Origin of the sequence: Shewanella sp. FDAARGOS_354 (assembly GCF_002209245.2) — a bacterium.
GTDB lineage: Bacteria > Pseudomonadota > Gammaproteobacteria > Enterobacterales > Shewanellaceae > Shewanella > Shewanella xiamenensis.
The window spans coordinates 4850876-4867604 of sequence record NZ_CP022089.2; the positions used below are offsets into that span (position 1 = coordinate 4850876).

Genomic DNA, 16729 nt, shown 5'->3' on the forward strand with positions numbered 1-16729 from the left:
AACTCAAAAAGCCAAGGTTTGAGTCTTCATATGTAAAACGTAAGACTGGCGCACTTTCAAGAAAGTGGCGTGTTAAGACACTTGTTCATTCAGATACTCAAGCCACTTGCTCGGATGACCGTAAAAACGGCTGTGATTGAGTAAACGCAGATTTCCCTCACTTGTCGTGAGTGCTACTGAAGGGAAACCTTGGGCACCCAGCTGATTCATCAGCGCCCGTGATGCCAAAATGTGCTGGTAAAACGCGTCTTCATTTTGGGCAAATTCCTTCGTAAAGGCAGCGCCATCTATTCCCATTTTTTCGGCCAAAACATGCAGATTATGTTCATCGCTGGCGCTTTTGCCATCGCGATAATGGGCGAGTTGCACTGCATGTAGGTAAGCTAGCTCATTGCCCCCTAAGGCTGCAACGGCAAGCATAGCTCTAATGGGGGGCGCAGAATCCAGTACAATGCTGGTATCACGTAATAAGCCTTCATAATAGTTTTCACCAAAGGCTTGTCCGGTTAACGCGGCAATCCGTTGATCATGGGGCATCACATAATCGCGCCATTGGTTATCTATCTGTTTGCGCCTTGGGCCAGTGAGCATGCCGCCTGCGTGGAGTTTGATGGTAAATCCGGCAGCGGCTGCTGCATCAAACAGCGGTTCGGCCGCGTAACACCAACCGCATAAGGGGTCGATAATGGCATGCAAAACGGCCTTGGGATTTTCTGTGGTATTCATTTATGTGCTTCCTACAAAACTATTTTGTGCTGTGACTCGCGAGTTAATGCACAACCCTTAGAATTAGTGGGGCAGGATTATCCATGCCCCTATTCCCTTACATTGGCCAGCGCATTTCACCCATGATGACTTTGGCACTGATCTCAAGCCCTGCATCTAAAGGCATTTGTGGGTAGAGCTTGAGCATCTTGGCGATTAAGTCCGCAGAATCTTTTGCTGTTTTGGCTGCCTTTTCAAAGGCATTAATATAATCGCGAGTAAAAGCGATGGCGCGCTTATCAAATCTGGCATCACCGAGATAATGTCCAGGGATAACCTCTTTGGGGGATAAGGCTTCCATCTTTTCTAAATGGGTTAACCAGGCTTTACGCGACTCAATACTTTGGGTATCTGCCATCCAAACATGGGTGTTATCAAATACTTCAACGCCGCCAGTGATGGTTTTAGCCGACGGTATCCACAGGAAGGTATGCTTAGGGGGAGCATCCTCTAGCCCTTCAATCAGCACTGGTTCACCATCGATACTAAAGCGATTGGTGGTGACCACTTTTGGCAGCACTAATTGGCTCGGAGCATTGTCCTTTAAAATCGGTCCCCAGTAGGCGAGCTTGCCGTCCATCGAGGCTTTAATATCATCGACCGTAGTTTGAGTGGCGACGATTTCGACCTCGGGGAAGTTTTGTTTAATCACATCCAACCCAAAGTAAAAATCCGGATCGCTATGGCTGATATACACCAAGGTAAGCTTTTTACCGCTGGCTTTAATGGTATCCACTAAGGTTTGGGCATCATTTTTTTGAAATTGTGCATCGACCAGCATCATTTCATGTTCACCGCTGATAAAGCTTGAAGACACCGCAAAAATACTGTTTTCGCCCGGATTAAAATGGCTTACTTGCAAAGGTGCAGCTTGAGCAGTAGCCATTCCCGCCACCAGCATGGTTGCGGCTAACTGGGGTTTCAAAGAGGTTAATTTTAGAGCATTCAATAGTGTCATTTCTGTTCTCACTTATTCATTCAAATAGGATTCGGTGATTTGCACTGTTGCAAAAGTGAGCTTAGTTTAGGTTGCAAAAAACGTTAGATAAACACGGAAACTTGCGCTTATTTGTTGCATAATTCGGATGAATCAACGTTTGAAACTGATTATTTAGTGCAACGCAATCAACACAAGGGGCGGATAAACCATGGATAGACTCGAAGCGGCAAAGGTATTTGTGACTATCGTTGAGCGGGGCAGCATGATTGGCGCCGCCGAAGCGTTGGATATGTCTCGCTCTATGGTGACCCGCTATTTAAGCGAGATGGAAGAATGGTCAGGCGCACGCTTACTGCACCGTTCGACAAGACGTTTGAGCCTGACCAGTGCGGGCGAGCAAGTGCTCGATTATTGCCAGCGCTTGCTTGAATTAGCGCAGGAAGTCCCCGCGGTCAGTCATGTACAAAGCGCCCAACCGCGAGGATTGCTGCGGATCAGTTGCTCACAATTTATGGCCCATTTACTCCTTCCCACGGTCGTGCGTCCTTACTTAGCCCAATATCCGCAGGCGAGTGTGAACTTTCATGTTAGCAGCCAAACCGTTGATTTAGTTGCAGAACGTATTGATCTTGCCATACGTATCACTAATGAGCTCGATCCTAGTCTAATCGCCAGACGTTTAGGGGAATGTGAGTCCGTGGTCTGCGCCGCACCGCGTTATCTTGCCACCCATTCACTTATTAGCCATCCCGAGGATTTAACTCGGCATAACTGTTTAACCTATTCCTACTTTGGCGATGTGATGTGGCGGTTTACTCAAATTATTCATCCTGATGGTATCGAGGCGGGGCAGCTTTTTAATATTCCCGTAAGAGGTAATTTAAGTGCCAATGATTCTATGGTGGTGTTAAACGCTACTTTGGCGGGCGAGGGGATTGCCATGCAGCCCCTGTGGGCGGCGAAGCCCTATCTCGACACTGGCGAATTAGTGCCATTGTTGCTGGAGTTTCAACCTCAAACCTTGGGCGTATACGGCGTATATCAATCCCGTAAACATATGCAGCCCGCCTTAAGAGTGATGATGGATATGTTGGTCGCTTATTTTGCTAGTTTGAAATAGCGCCAAAGTCAGTTCTGCCTAATCAATTACCATAAAAAAGGAGCTTAACTCTTTCGAGTTAAGCTCCTCAGATACACGTTTGCTTAGATTCTAGATTCTAGATTCTAGATTCTCGATCTATTTCGTCATACGCTTGTATTTCAGGCGGTGTGGTTCAACCACATCGGCGCCATAGGTGTTCTTCAACCACGCTGAGTATTCGGTGTAGTTACCTTCGTAGAAGTTAACTTGGCCTTCGTCGCGATAATCCAGAATATGGGTCGCGATACGGTCTAAGAACCAACGGTCGTGCGAGATCACCATAGCGCAACCTGGGAATTCGAGAATCGCTTCTTCCAGTGCGCGCAGGGTTTCAACGTCTAAGTCGTTGGTCGGTTCGTCGAGGAGCAGTACGTTACCGCCAGCCTGCAACAGTTTAGCTAAGTGAACACGGTTGCGCTCACCGCCCGACAGAGTGCCGATAATCTTTTGCTGATCTGCACCACGGAAGTTGAAGCGGCCCACATAGGCGCGGCTTGGAATTTCCATGTTGTTGATGCGCATGATGTCTTGACCACCAGAGATTTCTTGCCAAATGGTGTTTTTGTCATTCATCGAATCGCGGAACTGTTCAACCGACGCCAGTTGTACTGTTTCACCTATCTCAATGGTGCCGCTATCTGGCTGCTCGCTGCCTGACAGCATGCGGAACAGGGTCGATTTACCTGCACCGTTGGCACCGATAATACCGACGATCGCGCCCTTAGGAATCGAGAACGACAGGTTATCGATCAGCACGCGGTCACCGTAGGACTTGGTTAAGTTTTTAACCTCAATCACTTTGTCACCTAAACGTGGTCCGGGCGGAATAAACAGCTCGTTGGTTTCGTTACGTTTTTGGTAATCAGTGGTGTTCAGCTCTTCGAAGCGCGCCATACGGGCCTTGCCCTTAGACTGACGGCCTTTCGCGCCTTGGCGAACCCATTCTAATTCTTTCGCAATCGTCTTTTGACGTGCGCTTTCTGCGGCAGATTCCTGCTTCAAACGGGCATCTTTTTGTTCTAGCCATGAAGAGTAGTTGCCTTCCCATGGGATACCCTCACCACGGTCAAGTTCTAAAATCCAGCCAGCAGCATTGTCGAGGAAGTAACGGTCGTGGGTAATCGCCACAACGGTGCCCGTGTATTCCTGCAGGAAGTGCTCGAGCCACGCTACGGATTCGGCGTCCAAGTGGTTGGTTGGTTCGTCGAGTAGCAGCATTTCTGGTTTTTCCAGCAGCAGACGACAAATCGCCACGCGGCGGCGCTCACCACCCGATAAGACTTCAATCTTTTCATCCCAATCAGGCAGACGTAGCGCATTCGCCGCGCGCTCGAGGATGTTGTCTAGATTGTGGGCGTCCTGCGCCTGAATAATCGCTTCAAGTTCGCCTTGCTCTTTGGCAAGCGCGTCGAAGTCCGCATCGGGTTCTGCATAAGCGGCATAGACTTCGTCTAAGCGTTTGAGGGCATTTTTGGCTTCAGAAACCGCTTCTTCAATCGCTTCACGCACGGTTTGCGTTGGGTCGAGTTTGGGTTCCTGTGGCAGGTAACCAATCTTCAGACCTGGCATTGGGCGTGCTTCACCCTCAATCTCGGTATCGATACCGGCCATAATGCGCAGTAGGGTGGATTTACCTGAACCGTTAAGACCTAACACACCGATCTTGGCGCCGGGGAAAAAGCTTAAGGAAATGTCTTTAAGGATCTGCTTCTTAGGCGGAACAACCTTGCCCACCCGCAACATGCTGTAAACAAACTGAGCCATTTTTCTGCATCTATAAGTGACTAATGATGCGGCTAATTCTACTCGATTGCGCGCCGAACTCAACTCGGCATTGAGGCGCATTCAAGCTAAAACTGTAGGATTTTCATGTTTCAGAGACTGGGATTGTCGGCTCGTTACGAGTAGAATACCGCGCAACCCTACCTACAAGAATTGGCAGCTGGAGTAAGCAATGCTGAAAAAAGATATGAATATCGCAGATTATGATCCGGAACTGTTTAACGCGATTCAGAACGAAACTCTGCGTCAAGAAGAGCATATTGAGCTGATTGCTTCTGAAAACTACACCAGTCCACGCGTGATGCAAGCGCAAGGTTCACAACTAACCAATAAGTACGCCGAAGGCTATCCAGGCAAGCGTTACTACGGCGGTTGTGAGTATGTGGACGTAGTTGAAACCTTAGCGATTGAGCGTGCAAAACAACTGTTTGGCGCGACTTACGCAAACGTACAACCTCACTCAGGTTCTCAAGCAAACAGCGCCGTTTACATGGCATTGTTAAAACCAGGCGATACCGTTTTAGGTATGAACCTCGCTCACGGTGGTCACTTGACCCACGGTTCACCTGTTAACTTCTCCGGTAGACTGTACAACATCATTCCTTACGGCATCGATGAATCAGGCAAAATTGACTACGACGAAATGGAACGTCTGGCGGTTGAACATAAGCCTAAGATGATGATCGGTGGTTTCTCTGCTTATTCAGGTATCGTTGACTGGGCAAGAATGCGCGAAATCGCAGACAAAATCGGTGCTTATCTGTTTGTCGACATGGCACACGTTGCGGGTCTTATCGCCGCTGGTGTGTATCCAAACCCAGTGCCACACGCGCACGTTGTGACCTCAACCACTCACAAGACCTTAGCCGGTCCTCGTGGCGGTATCATTCTGTCTGCTGCCGATGATGAAGAGTTATACAAAAAGCTGAACTCTGCGGTATTCCCAGGCGGTCAAGGCGGTCCTTTGATGCATGTTATCGCGGGTAAAGCGGTAGCCTTCAAAGAAGCTTTAGAGCCAGAGTTCAAAGCTTACCAACAACAAGTGGTTAAGAACGCTAAAGCTATGGTTGAAGTGTTCTTAGAGCGCGGTTACAAAATCGTTTCTGGCGGTACTGACAACCACTTAATGCTGGTGGACTTAATCGGTCGCGACCTGACGGGTAAAGAAGCCGATGCCGCTTTAGGTAGCGCGAACATCACAGTAAACAAAAACTCTGTGCCAAATGACCCACGTTCTCCATTCGTGACCTCTGGTGTACGTATTGGTACGCCTGCGATCACTCGCCGTGGCTTTAAAGAAGCTGAAGCGAAAGAGTTAACCAGTTGGATCTGTGACATCCTCGACGATGCTCACAATCCAGCGGTCATCGAGCGCGTAAAAGGCCAAGTATTGGCACTGTGCGCCCGTTTCCCTGTTTACGGTTAATTCGTTAATTTATCCGAATATATCGGCTAAGTTCACAACAGCTTAGGTCGTTAAGCTTAGGTGGTTAACCTCAGCCGATAAATAGGATAAAATCCCATGGCCGCATTAAGCGGCCATTTTTATTGCTAAAATCTTAGACTTAAACCTGCTCGGTTTAAGCAAGATAGGCTTTATTCCATTCACGGCAGGAGGCTCAATGCATTGTCCATTTTGCAGCGCGACAGATACTAAAGTGATCGATTCCCGATTAGTGGCGGAAGGCCATCAAGTGCGTCGTCGCCGAGAATGCACCGAATGCCACGAAAGATTTACCACCTTCGAAGGGGCCGAATTAGTCATGCCACGGGTGATTAAACGCGATGGTACGCGCCAACCCTTCGATGAAGAAAAGCTGCAAGCAGGCATGTTACGCGCGGTCGAAAAGCGCCCCGTGTCCATGGATGAAATCGAGCAGGCCTTAAGTAAAATCAAGTCAACGCTGCGGGCTACTGGCGAGCGTGAAGTGCCATCCGAGATGATAGGTAACTTGATGATGGAACAGTTAATGAGCCTAGACAAGGTTGCCTATATTCGTTTTGCCTCGGTTTATCGCGCCTTTGAAGACGTCTCCGAATTTGGTGAGGCGATTGCGAAACTGCAAAAGTAACATGGGTTATCTTAGGTTAGCGCTTAGGTTAGCGCCTCGTTATGCGCCGCATTCGGGCACGCTTCCTCAAGATTTCATAGGGTTTATATGAATTGGTCAGAACTCGATAACCAGATGATGAGCCGAGCCATACAACTGGCTCGCAAAGGATTTTATACCACTCGCCCCAATCCCAGTGTGGGCTGCGTTATCGTAAAAGATAATCAGATTGTCGGTGAAGGTTATCATCAAAAAGCCGGCGAGCCCCACGCCGAGGTGCATGCACTGCGCATGGCTGGCGAGCTTGCCCGTGGCGCGACCGCCTATGTCACCTTAGAGCCTTGCAGCCATTATGGTCGTACGCCGCCCTGCGCCTTGGCGTTGATCAACATAGGTGTAAAACGTGTGGTGGTGGCGGTTGAAGATCCCAATCCTCAGGTCGGTGGTCGCGGTATTCAAATGCTGCGCGATGCGGGCATTCAAGTGGATGTCGGTTTACATCGCGATGAGGCCTATGCTTTAAATCTTGGTTTTATGAAGCGCATGGAGTCGGGCCTACCTTGGGTGACGGTAAAGCTTGCCGCGAGTCTCGATGGTAAAACCGCATTATCCAATGGTGTCTCTAAGTGGATTACAGGCCCCGAAGCTCGCCGCGATGTGCAGCGTTTACGTTTGCGCGCCTGCGCCATAGTAACTGGGATTGAAACCGTACTGGCCGATGATCCATCCCTCAATGTGCGCTACTCAGGGCTTGGCAGTCTTAGCTCGCAATTGAGTGAGGCGCAAATTTTACAACCATTGCGGGTGATTTTAGATAGTCGCTGCCGAATGCCGATTAAGGCAGCCTTGCTTGCGATTGAATCGCCGATTTTATTAGTCTCAACTGAGCCTTACTCACCAGCCTTTATGGCGCAATTACCCGCCCATGTGACTTGCCTCCAATTACCGGCGATTGATGGTCGAATCTCGCTACCCGAGCTCTTAAGCTATTTAGGCAAAAGCTGTAATCAGGTGCTTATCGAAGCGGGCGCGACCTTAGCAGGTGCCTTTATCGGCGCGGGATTAGCCGATGAGTTAGTACTGTATCAAGCGATGAAAATTCTTGGCGCACAAGGACGTAATCTACTCGAATTACCCGATTATCAAATGATGGCCGATATTCCGACCCTCAAACTGGTCGATGAGCGTAAAGTGGGCGCGGATACGCGTTTCACCTTGCGGCTCACGTCCAATCCATCTTTAGCGAATAAGTGAGTTAACCATGTTTACTGGGATTATTGAGGCCGTTGGCACGCTGCGAAAGCTTGAACGTAAAGGCGATGATATTCGTTTGACGGTCGCCAGTGGCAAACTGGATTTAAGCGATGTGCGTTTAGGCGACAGTATCGCCACCAATGGTGTGTGTTTGACTGTGGTTCAGCAATTAGCCGATGGCTATGTGGCGGATGTGTCGGCTGAAACTGTCAGTCTCACAGGCTTTGCTAACTACAAAGTGGGTACTAAGGTTAATCTTGAAAAAGCCGTTACCCCGACAACTCGCCTCGGCGGGCACATGGTGAGCGGCCATGTGGATGGCATTGCCACCGTTGAGCAGCGTTTGGCGCGGGGCCAGGCGATTGAGTTTTGGTTAGCGGCGCCTACGGAGCTGGCTCGCTATATCGCCCATAAAGGTTCTATTACCATCGATGGCGTGAGCCTCACGGTAAACGAAGTCGATGGACACCGTTTCCGATTAACCATAGTGCCCCATACCGCGGGTGAAACCACGTTGGTGGATTTGAAAGCCGGCGATAAGGTGAATATTGAAGTGGATTTAATTGCCCGCTATTTAGAGCGTTTAATGCGCTTTGATACTAAAGAAACCCAAGGCGGTGGGGTGACCATGGAAATGTTAGCCCGTGCTGGCTTTGTGCGTTAGGGCACTGGCACTTAGCTCACTTAGGTATAGAATTTCATAACAACAGTAAAATCATAAAGGTCCTACAATGGCGCTGCACAGTATAGAAGAGATCATCGAGGATATTCGTCAAGGCAAAATGGTTATTTTGATGGATGACGAAGACAGAGAAAACGAAGGCGACCTGATTATGGCGGCCGAGTTGGTGACGCCAGAAGCGATTAACTTTATGGCGAAATACGGTCGTGGACTCATCTGCCAAACCATGACTAAAGCTCGTTGCCAGCAGCTAAATCTGCCCTTGATGGTAACCAATAACAATGCGCAGTTCTCGACTAACTTTACGGTATCGATTGAAGCTGCCGAAGGCGTAACCACCGGGATTTCGGCCCATGATCGCGCCGTAACGGTAAAAGCTGCCGTGGCTAAAGATGCCAAAGCGTCGGACTTAGTTCAGCCTGGGCATATCTTCCCATTAATGGCGCAGGACGGCGGCGTGTTAACCCGCGCTGGCCACACAGAAGCAGGTTGTGATTTAGCCCGTTTAGCGGGGCTTGAGCCGTCGGGCGTGATTGTTGAGATCCTCAATGAAGACGGCACCATGGCCCGCCGTCCTGATTTAGAGATTTTCTCTGAAAAACACGGCGTTAAAATCGGCACTATTGCGGCGCTGATTGAATACCGTAACACCAAAGAAACGACCGTTGTGCGTGAAGCAAAATGCAAACTGCCAACCCGTTTTGGTGAGTTCGATATGGTGACCTTTAGGGATACTATCGACAACCAATTGCACTTTGCCTTAGTGAAGGGCGAGGTGAAACCTGACTGTTTAGTGCGGGTGCATTTACAGAATACGTTTAACGATCTACTCCATTCTGAGCGCGATCAGCAACGCAGCTGGCCGCTCGAAAAAGCGATGGCGCGGATTTCTGCCGAAGGTGGTGTGTTAGTATTGCTTGGCAATCAAGAACATCCCAGTGAAATCCTCGCTAAAGTCAAAGCCTTTGAGGCGGAAGATCAAGGTCAGACGCCCGTGTCAGCCAAATGGCAAGGTACTTCACGCCGTGTCGGTGTAGGTTCACAAATTCTGGCCAGTTTAGGCGTGACCAAAATGCGACTCTTAAGCTCGCCTAAGCGTTACCATTCACTCTCAGGCTTTGGCCTAGAAGTGACAGAGTACGTGGCGGAGTAACAGGCTAAGCTTTTAATAGGTTCCACTAAGGTAAAATTCACCATTTCTATCATTTGCATAAGGCCGTGGGCAATTGACTGTGGTATCATGTCGCCACTTTTCGCCCCGAGCCGGGTGCTTTAGCTAAATTAGGTAAGAAAATGAACGTAGTTCAAGGTAATATCGAAGCGAAGAATGCCAAAGTTGCGATTGTAATTTCGCGTTTTAACAGCTTTTTAGTAGAAAGCCTGCTTGAAGGTGCACTTGACACGCTGAAACGTTTTGGCCAAGTCAGTGATGAAAACATCACTGTCGTCCGTGTACCTGGTGCGGTTGAGTTACCGCTGGCGGCACGTCGTGTTGCTGCAAGTGGTAAGTTTGACGGCATTATTGCACTTGGTGCGGTAATCCGTGGTGGTACCCCTCACTTTGATTTTGTTGCAGGCGAATGTAACAAAGGTCTAGCTCAAATTGCATTAGAGTTCGATCTGCCGGTTGCTTTCGGTGTATTGACTACAGATACCATTGAACAAGCTATTGAACGTTCAGGTACTAAAGCGGGTAACAAGGGCGGCGAAGCTGCGCTAAGCTTGCTTGAAATGGTCAACGTTCTGCAACAGCTTGAACAACAGTTGTAATAGTAGGAAAAATAATGAAGCCTTCTGAGCGCCGCAAGGCCCGCCGTTTAGCCGTTCAAGCCATTTATTCATGGCAACTAAGCGGGAATAATATTGCCGATGTCGAGCATGAGTTTTTAACTGAACAGAGTCTCGATGGTGTAGACGTAGCTTATTTTCGTGAGCTATTTGCAGGCGTAGCAACTAAGAAAAACCAATTGGATGAGTTGATCATTCCACACTTAGATCGCCCCATTGATGAGGTGTCTCCAGTGGAGAAAGCCATAGTACGCCTAGCGGCCTATGAGCTGACTTTCCGTAAAGATGTGCCATTTAAAGTTGCCATTAACGAGGCGATTGAATTGGCTAAAGCTTTCGGTGCGGATGAAAGCCATAAGTTTGTTAATGGATTACTCGACAAACTGGTTGCACGTAAGTAATAAGGACAAACGGTATCTTAGGATACCGTTTTTCATTGCTAACAAAGGTGGCCGATGTGAGTCGCGCCAAACTGTACAGTGAAAGAATTCCAGCTTATTGAATGTTATTTCAATCACCGCGGCCCAGCACGCCGTGATGTCAAATTGAGTATTGGCGACGATTGCGCCCTTGTGCAGCCCGCCGAAAACAAGTCGATCGCCATTTCCTGCGATACCTTAGTCGAAAATGTTCACTTCTTCCCCGATATTCCACCTCAAGCCTTAGGTTACAAAGCCTTAGCTGTAAATCTTTCTGATTTAGCGGCAATGGGGGCCGAGCCTGCGTGGATGACGCTTGCACTCACTTTGCCAGAGGTTAACGAGACCTGGCTGAGTGGTTTTAGTGAAGGCCTGTTTGAAGCGGCAGAATATTATGGCATCGCCTTAATAGGTGGTGACACAACTCGCGGGCCTAGGGCGATTAATATTACCGTGCATGGCCAAGTGCCGCAGGGTAAGGCATTGACTCGTCACGGTGCAAAAGCGGGTGACTGGATTTATGTAACGGGTACGCTAGGTGATTCTGCGTTAGGGCTGGACTTGATCCGCGGCGTGCAACATGCGCGAGCGGAGCATAAAGAGTTTTTGATTAATCGCCATTATCGACCCACTCCTCGAGTATTGGCTGGGCAATCATTGCGCTCTTTGGCATCCAGTGCCATCGATTTATCCGATGGTTTTATCTCGGATATTTGGCATATCCTCAAGGCATCAAAGGTTGGCGCTGTAGTCGATGTGGGGGCGATTCCTTTGTCGCGCGCGATGCAAGATACCGTGAGCGAAGAACATGCATTAGGCTATGCGCTGACGGGGGGCGAGGATTATGAACTGCTCTTTACCGTGCCTGAGGCACAAAAAGGTGCGTTAGAAACCGCCCTCAGCCATGCTGGTACTAAGTTTGTCCGTGTTGGGCAAATCTGTGCGGGCAGTAAGCTTAAGTTGCAACTTAATGGTGAGCTATTTACGCCACCGTACCACGGTTTTGAGCATTTTTAATGAAGTTGTTATCCCAAGATCAGGCGCTGTCGCGCCTGTCCCTTAAAAATCCTATTCATTTTTTAGCCCTCGGTTTTGGCAGTGGTTTAGCGGCTAAGGCGCCAGGTACTTTTGGTACTTTGGCGGCAGTCCCGCTCTATTTATTATTGGCCCAGTTGCCCTTGTGTTGGTATTTAGCCGTGACCTTAGTGTGCGTACTCGCGGGGATTTATATCTGCGATAAGGCCGCTAAGGACATGGGCGTACATGACCATGGTGCGATTGTGTGGGATGAAGTTGCAGGCCTATTAATCACTATGATTGCCGCTCCTGCTGGTATTCTGTGGCTTGCTGTCGGTTTTGTGCTGTTTCGGCTATTCGATATCCTAAAACCTTGGCCGATACGTTGGCTCGACGCCAAAGTTGAAGGTGGTTTCGGCATTATGATAGACGATGTATTAGCAGGATTTTTTGCACTTATTTGTCTGCAAGTGATTGTCTTTATTAGCCAATAATATCTTTAGTTAACCCAAACTAAAGTTCGTTACCCTATAAATGCCAATGCCTTATCTGCTGTAGATAAGGCATTGGTTATAAAGCTTTATTTTCGTTGCAGTGGCTTACTGTATTTTTACTGTAATAGTTCTCGTGCATTGGCGAGAGTGTTAGAAGTAATTGTATCGCCACCAAGAAGTCTGGCTAATTCTTGGATACGTTGCTCCCTATCCAAAGGCATCATTGTGGTTTCTGTACTGCCCGCCTTGTTGAATTTATTCACAAACATATGTTGATGGCCATTACCAGCAACTTGAGGTAAATGGGTTACACAAAGTACTTGAGTCGATTCTCCTAGACTACGCAGCATTCGTCCAACCACAGCTGCGGTCGGGCCTGAAATTCCGACATCCACCTCGTCGAAAATCAGGGTAGGAGTGGCAACCTTTTTCGCGGTAATCACTTGGATGCCTAAACCGATACGCGACAATTCACCGCCAGAGGCTACCCGTGAAATCGGTTGTAAAGGCTGGCCTGGGTTGGTGGTGACCATAAACTCTATATTATCGCTGCCATTTACCGACATAATCTCGGGATTAAAATTCACTTCAATGGTGAACTTACCCTTGGGCATGTTGAGTTCGTGGATAGATTGAGTCACTAACTTATCCAGTTCTTTCGCATAACGGGCGCGGCTCTGGCTCAGTTTTTGTGCGTTCGCTAAGTAAGCGGTTTTACTCGCTTCAACTTGGAGTTGGATTTCCTCTAACTTAGTTTCATCGTCATCGAGGGTTGTGAGTTCCGCTTTGAGTGCCAAATGATGTTCGGCTAATTTGTCAGGGCTAACATGATGCTTACGGGCCAGTTGCATAGCCTTTGAGAGTCGTTCCTCTAAATAGGCAAAATGCGCGGGATCGAGTTCGAGTTTACTCAGGTAATGCTGTAATTCTCCCGCGCTCTCTTGTACTTGAATTAGGGCCTCATTCAACATAGTACTCACATTGGTTAATGCGGGATCATAGCTTTGCAAATTTTCAGCAAGGCTTACAGCCTTGTTAAGCAGTGACTCAATATTGCTCTCTTCGCCATCTGTGAGTAAATATAGGCTGGCTTGGCAGCTATCCACCAGTTCAGTGCCATTGGCGAGGCGTTTATGCTCTTGCTCAATGTCCTCAAATTCACCGACCTTGAGGTCGAATTCATCTAGCTCTTCAACTTGATATTGCACCAGCTGTTTTCGGGCAATACGTTCATGCTGTGAGGCTTCTAATTGCTTGAGTTCGGCTTCGATTTGTTTGCAGCGTTGATAGCTTGCTGCCACTGTGTCTATCAGTAGTCTGTGATTGGCGTAGCTGTCGAGCAAGGTGAGTTGATGCTCACTCTTTAGCATAGCATGGTGGGCGTGCTGCCCATGGATACCGACCAGCAATTGCCCGAGTAATTTCAGTTGAGTTAACGGCACAGGATTGCCATTAATGTAGGCGCGTGAGCGGCCATCACTGCCAATAGTTCGACGCAGAATACACTCATCATCAAGTTCGAGATCGTTATCTTCGAGCCAACGTTTGGCAAGGGGAACATCGTGTAGTGAAAATCGAGCACTGACTTCGGTTTTACTTGCACCAGGGCGAACACTACTGGCATCGGCACGATTACCTAGGCACAAACCTAAGGCGTCGATGGCGATGGATTTACCTGCGCCAGTTTCACCAGTAATGCTGGTCATACCGGGACGAAAATCCAGTTCGAGAAAACGGACGATAGCGAAATTATTAATGCTGAGTTGGCAAAGCATAATGAGTTCCTGTCGAATAACTTACCAAATCACTGTATTGATAAACAGTATATACTGATTTTATATACAGTAAAGTGGCTTTGGGTAAATATTCGACACATTGCAATAAGCTAGAGTTTAATCGCTTGTTTATGAATAGGTTTTAACAAGTTGTTCTAAAATAGGTAAGCTAAAAAAAGTCACTATAGTGCCAAATAATATCCCCTGCGCACTGGTTGAGGCTTGGGTGTTATAGCGCTGAGCAAGTAAATAGACGCTGGCCGCCGTAGGTAAGGCACTGAGGATTACACCCATCACTAAGTAATCTCCACTAACGCCAACGCTTTTAAGCATGAAGAAAACCAATGCGGGTTGTAGGATTAATTTAAAGAGGTTGATAAGGCTAAGTTCGATAAGATTCGTCAGGCTAAATACCTTGCTATCTTTTTGGTAGCGCATGGCTTTGGCTAATACCATGCCAACGGCAAATAAAGCGCAGGGGCTTGAGGTATTGCCAATTTGTTGGAACATCATCGCTACGCCAGAGGGCAGTGTTATCCCCAATGCCGAAATTGCAATGCCGATAAAGCAGCCGATAACGATGGGATTTTTAACCACAGCTAAACACATGATCACTACGGCGTGGTGTTGTCTGTGGGTATTTGTCGTAAGCTCCAGCCAGACCAAGGCCACGGCAAACATAAGCACGGACAATAAACTGGCTATGGCGGCGGCAACTAGGGCGCTTTGTTGTTCAGGAAATATAATCACCAGCAGCGGAATACCAATAAATGCGGTATTGCCAAAGGTGGCATTTAAGGCGCGCACGGCGGCAATTGCATGCTGTTTAGGATTGAAAAGTAAGGATATACCAACACAAATCAGATAAATCATCAGCATGGCGGCGCTATAGCCTGCAATAAATCCCCATTGCAGAATTTCTTCAATCGGTTGCTGGGCCAGTGCAATCAAGAGAATGGCAGGAAACGCAATATAGTAGACATATTGATTGAGCACTTGGTCGGTTTCTACTGGGAGAAAACGCAGTTTTTGTACAAGTGTGCCGAGCAGCATGATCCCGAAGACGGCAAACAGAGGGGTTAAAATGGTCATATCCCTCACTCATCCTTTTGTGTTTTTGCTTTCCCGCAAGAAGACGTTGTGGGTGCGCTAGCAGGGAATAATACCTAGGGTAATTGACGATAATCGGTGTTAGCGCAGTAAACTTATTGGCAAAATAGCATAGGATTAGCCTTGGAAGCTATTGCGCTATGGTCGTAGAAATGAATAATTCTACGTTTAAAACACAATGAGTTAGTGCCTTATATCTGTGAGCGGCACTCACGCTAAACGATGGGATTGAACATGGCTGATGATGTTGGCGCTGAGCTGCAGTTAATTTATCTGTTTGTGCATTTGGTGAATGCGGGCAGTTTTTCTCAAGCCGCGAAAGTGCTCGATATGCCTATCGCTACTGTGAGCCGTAAGCTGGCCAAGCTTGAAGAAAAGCTCGATAAGCAATTGTTTATGCGAAGTACCCGCAAGCTGAGGTTAACTGAGGAAGGTTTAGCGTTATTTCAGCGATATCAGAGTGTGATTGCGCAGTTCGATGAACTCAGTGGCATTGGCAGCGATAAACCTGAAGGCACATTGCGGATAGCTGCGCCAATCTCAATTATTTCAATTATCTTTATTCACGCATTAAACGAGTTTGGCCGTTTATATCCCGATATTCGTTTACACATTTCCCAAAGCAATGAGTTAGTGGATTTAATTGATAAAGGGATTGATGTCGCGATTGTCGGTGGTGCACAGCCTGATTCTTCTTGGGTGTCGAGTACTTTAGGTGAGCTTGATTATCGTTTGTTTGCGACGCCGGAATATTTAGCCCATGCCCCTGAATTGATCCATCCCGATGATCTTGAAAACCATCAGTTGATCAAAGTTTGGCCGCTGTTTAATTGGCATTTAAAGCATCCTAATGGCGAGTCTTTCTATTTTAATGGCCCAACAAAACTCACGCTCACGGATCTCCATGGCGCGATTCAGGCGACCTTAGATCATGGTGGTATTCTGTATGGGCCAGAATTATTCGTAAAACAACAGATTAAAGAAGGGCGTTTAAAAGTGCTCTTACCGGAATGGATTGGCGAACAACGTAGAATTTCGATTCTTTATCACCAGCGTAGTCAGCAACCGCTGAAAGTGAAGGTGTTTATCGAGTTTATGCAATCCAAAGCGCCTGAACTTTTTTCAATGGCTTAAGATTAACGTTTACGGGGTTTTAAAGTATTTTGGCTCATGGAGTTTTGCGTTTGCTTAGCATCTTGCAGGCTCGCGCGGGTGGCGGGCACAATCCCAAGCTCACGGTAATAATTCACTAAACGGCGTAATTCAAATAGAGAACCAATACGGTTTTGCCCGCCTATAGTGAGTTTCCAGGTATCGGTAAGGCCTTCGCTATTGGTTAAAATAAAACCTTGATAAACAATTTTTTTCATATTGAATGGGTTATAGAGTTAACTCTATCCTCCGGTGATTCAAACCCGTAGCTGATGCTACCTAAGCAGTAAAAATGTTAGGTAACATCACCGGATTTTCAAGGCAACTGAAGAGATAAACCCTAGACCTTAAAAGGGTTT

Annotated in this window: 17 protein-coding genes; 11 read left to right on the top strand and 6 right to left on the bottom strand. The window is 47.7% G+C overall.

All coding sequences use genetic code 11. The features are described 5' to 3' along the window. Window positions 1–72: 72 nt before the first annotated feature. Window positions 73–726, bottom strand: coding sequence for a DsbA family protein (locus CEQ32_RS21775; protein WP_088586855.1), 654 nt, complete (start codon window positions 724–726; stop codon window positions 73–75). Window positions 727–823: 97 nt separating this feature from the next. Further along, window positions 824–1723, bottom strand: coding sequence for an MBL fold metallo-hydrolase (locus CEQ32_RS21780; RefSeq protein WP_088586856.1), 900 nt, complete (start codon window positions 1721–1723; stop codon window positions 824–826). A 190-nt stretch (window positions 1724–1913) separates the two neighbouring features. On the opposite strand from CEQ32_RS21780, the gene CEQ32_RS21785 reads away from it, so the two are divergent. Continuing rightward, entirely contained in the window at window positions 1914–2825 is a 912-nt protein-coding gene (locus CEQ32_RS21785) for a LysR family transcriptional regulator (protein WP_088586857.1), read from the top strand. 117 nt (window positions 2826–2942) lie between these two features. Here CEQ32_RS21785 and ettA read toward each other — a convergent pair whose 3' ends face one another. After that, on the bottom strand, window positions 2943–4610 hold the full coding sequence (gene ettA / locus CEQ32_RS21790) for an energy-dependent translational throttle protein EttA (protein ID WP_088586858.1): 1668 nt from the start codon (window positions 4608–4610) through the stop codon (window positions 2943–2945). Between the two features lie 190 nt (window positions 4611–4800). Here ettA and glyA point away from each other — a divergent pair, with 190 nt between their 5' ends. The 9 genes from glyA to CEQ32_RS21835 all read left to right on the top strand — a co-directional run bounded on the left by glyA (window position 4801) and on the right by CEQ32_RS21835 (window position 12333). Then, window positions 4801–6054: a serine hydroxymethyltransferase gene (glyA, locus tag CEQ32_RS21795; protein WP_069454448.1), complete on the top strand. Its 1254-nt coding sequence runs from the start codon at window positions 4801–4803 to the stop codon at window positions 6052–6054. A gap of 196 nt (window positions 6055–6250) precedes the next feature. Further along, window positions 6251–6700 (top strand): transcriptional regulator NrdR, encoded by a 450-nt coding sequence (nrdR, locus tag CEQ32_RS21800; RefSeq protein WP_011073317.1) that lies wholly within the window; start codon window positions 6251–6253, stop codon window positions 6698–6700. Window positions 6701–6787: 87 nt separating this feature from the next. Continuing rightward, window positions 6788–7933: a bifunctional diaminohydroxyphosphoribosylaminopyrimidine deaminase/5-amino-6-(5-phosphoribosylamino)uracil reductase RibD gene (gene ribD / locus CEQ32_RS21805; protein ID WP_088586859.1), complete on the top strand. Its 1146-nt coding sequence runs from the start codon at window positions 6788–6790 to the stop codon at window positions 7931–7933. Window positions 7934–7940: 7 nt separating this feature from the next. Then, entirely contained in the window at window positions 7941–8597 is a 657-nt protein-coding gene (locus CEQ32_RS21810) for a riboflavin synthase (RefSeq protein ID WP_011716201.1), read from the top strand. 67 nt (window positions 8598–8664) lie between these two features. After that, window positions 8665–9768, top strand: a complete 1104-nt coding sequence (gene ribBA / locus CEQ32_RS21815; RefSeq protein ID WP_047534781.1) for a bifunctional 3,4-dihydroxy-2-butanone-4-phosphate synthase/GTP cyclohydrolase II — start codon at window positions 8665–8667, stop codon at window positions 9766–9768. 140 nt (window positions 9769–9908) lie between these two features. Beyond that, window positions 9909–10385 (top strand): 6,7-dimethyl-8-ribityllumazine synthase, encoded by a 477-nt coding sequence (gene ribE, locus CEQ32_RS21820; protein WP_011073313.1) that lies wholly within the window; start codon window positions 9909–9911, stop codon window positions 10383–10385. Between the two features lie 14 nt (window positions 10386–10399). After that, complete coding sequence (gene nusB, locus CEQ32_RS21825; RefSeq protein WP_088586860.1) at window positions 10400–10804, top strand: transcription antitermination factor NusB; 405 nt, start codon at window positions 10400–10402, stop codon at window positions 10802–10804. 78 nt (window positions 10805–10882) lie between these two features. After that, the gene (thiL, locus tag CEQ32_RS21830; protein WP_088586861.1) at window positions 10883–11839 is read left to right on the top strand and encodes a thiamine-phosphate kinase; all 957 of its coding nucleotides are present in this window, start codon (window positions 10883–10885) and stop codon (window positions 11837–11839) included. Further along, a complete protein-coding gene (locus CEQ32_RS21835) occupies window positions 11839–12333 on the top strand; it encodes a phosphatidylglycerophosphatase A (protein WP_037426249.1) in 495 nt (164 codons plus the stop codon). Before thiL ends, CEQ32_RS21835 begins: the two co-directional genes overlap by 1 nt. 116 nt (window positions 12334–12449) lie before the next feature. Here the strand turns inward: CEQ32_RS21835 and recN are convergent, their stop codons facing one another. Next, a complete protein-coding gene (gene recN, locus CEQ32_RS21840) occupies window positions 12450–14108 on the bottom strand; it encodes a DNA repair protein RecN (protein WP_037421122.1) in 1659 nt (552 codons plus the stop codon). A gap of 129 nt (window positions 14109–14237) precedes the next feature. Further along, complete coding sequence (locus CEQ32_RS21845) at window positions 14238–15200, bottom strand: AEC family transporter (RefSeq protein ID WP_088586862.1); 963 nt, start codon at window positions 15198–15200, stop codon at window positions 14238–14240. A gap of 252 nt (window positions 15201–15452) precedes the next feature. On the opposite strand from CEQ32_RS21845, the gene lldR reads away from it, so the two are divergent. Next, window positions 15453–16352: a LysR family transcriptional regulator LldR gene (gene lldR, locus CEQ32_RS21850; RefSeq protein WP_088586863.1), complete on the top strand. Its 900-nt coding sequence runs from the start codon at window positions 15453–15455 to the stop codon at window positions 16350–16352. 2 nt (window positions 16353–16354) lie between these two features. Here lldR and CEQ32_RS21855 read toward each other — a convergent pair whose 3' ends face one another. Further along, complete coding sequence (locus tag CEQ32_RS21855) at window positions 16355–16588, bottom strand: DUF3319 domain-containing protein (protein WP_037421131.1); 234 nt, start codon at window positions 16586–16588, stop codon at window positions 16355–16357. Window positions 16589–16729 lie beyond the last annotated feature (141 nt).

Coding starts and splice junctions, on each gene's coding strand:
- ribE (WP_011073313.1), top strand. CDS start 9,909: ATGAACGTAGTTCAAGGTAATATCGAAGCGAAGAATGCCAAAGTTGCG.
- CEQ32_RS21855 (WP_037421131.1), bottom strand. CDS start 16,588: ATGAAAAAAATTGTTTATCAAGGTTTTATTTTAACCAATAGCGAAGGC.
- ettA (WP_088586858.1), bottom strand. CDS start 4,610: ATGGCTCAGTTTGTTTACAGCATGTTGCGGGTGGGCAAGGTTGTTCCG.
- ribD (WP_088586859.1), top strand. CDS start 6,788: ATGAATTGGTCAGAACTCGATAACCAGATGATGAGCCGAGCCATACAA.
- lldR (WP_088586863.1), top strand. CDS start 15,453: ATGGCTGATGATGTTGGCGCTGAGCTGCAGTTAATTTATCTGTTTGTG.
- CEQ32_RS21835 (WP_037426249.1), top strand. CDS start 11,839: ATGAAGTTGTTATCCCAAGATCAGGCGCTGTCGCGCCTGTCCCTTAAA.
- recN (WP_037421122.1), bottom strand. CDS start 14,108: ATGCTTTGCCAACTCAGCATTAATAATTTCGCTATCGTCCGTTTTCTC.
- CEQ32_RS21775 (WP_088586855.1), bottom strand. CDS start 726: ATGAATACCACAGAAAATCCCAAGGCCGTTTTGCATGCCATTATCGAC.
- nusB (WP_088586860.1), top strand. CDS start 10,400: ATGAAGCCTTCTGAGCGCCGCAAGGCCCGCCGTTTAGCCGTTCAAGCC.
- ribBA (WP_047534781.1), top strand. CDS start 8,665: ATGGCGCTGCACAGTATAGAAGAGATCATCGAGGATATTCGTCAAGGC.
- CEQ32_RS21810 (WP_011716201.1), top strand. CDS start 7,941: ATGTTTACTGGGATTATTGAGGCCGTTGGCACGCTGCGAAAGCTTGAA.
- glyA (WP_069454448.1), top strand. CDS start 4,801: ATGCTGAAAAAAGATATGAATATCGCAGATTATGATCCGGAACTGTTT.
- CEQ32_RS21780 (WP_088586856.1), bottom strand. CDS start 1,723: ATGACACTATTGAATGCTCTAAAATTAACCTCTTTGAAACCCCAGTTA.
- CEQ32_RS21785 (WP_088586857.1), top strand. CDS start 1,914: ATGGATAGACTCGAAGCGGCAAAGGTATTTGTGACTATCGTTGAGCGG.
- nrdR (WP_011073317.1), top strand. CDS start 6,251: ATGCATTGTCCATTTTGCAGCGCGACAGATACTAAAGTGATCGATTCC.
- CEQ32_RS21845 (WP_088586862.1), bottom strand. CDS start 15,200: ATGACCATTTTAACCCCTCTGTTTGCCGTCTTCGGGATCATGCTGCTC.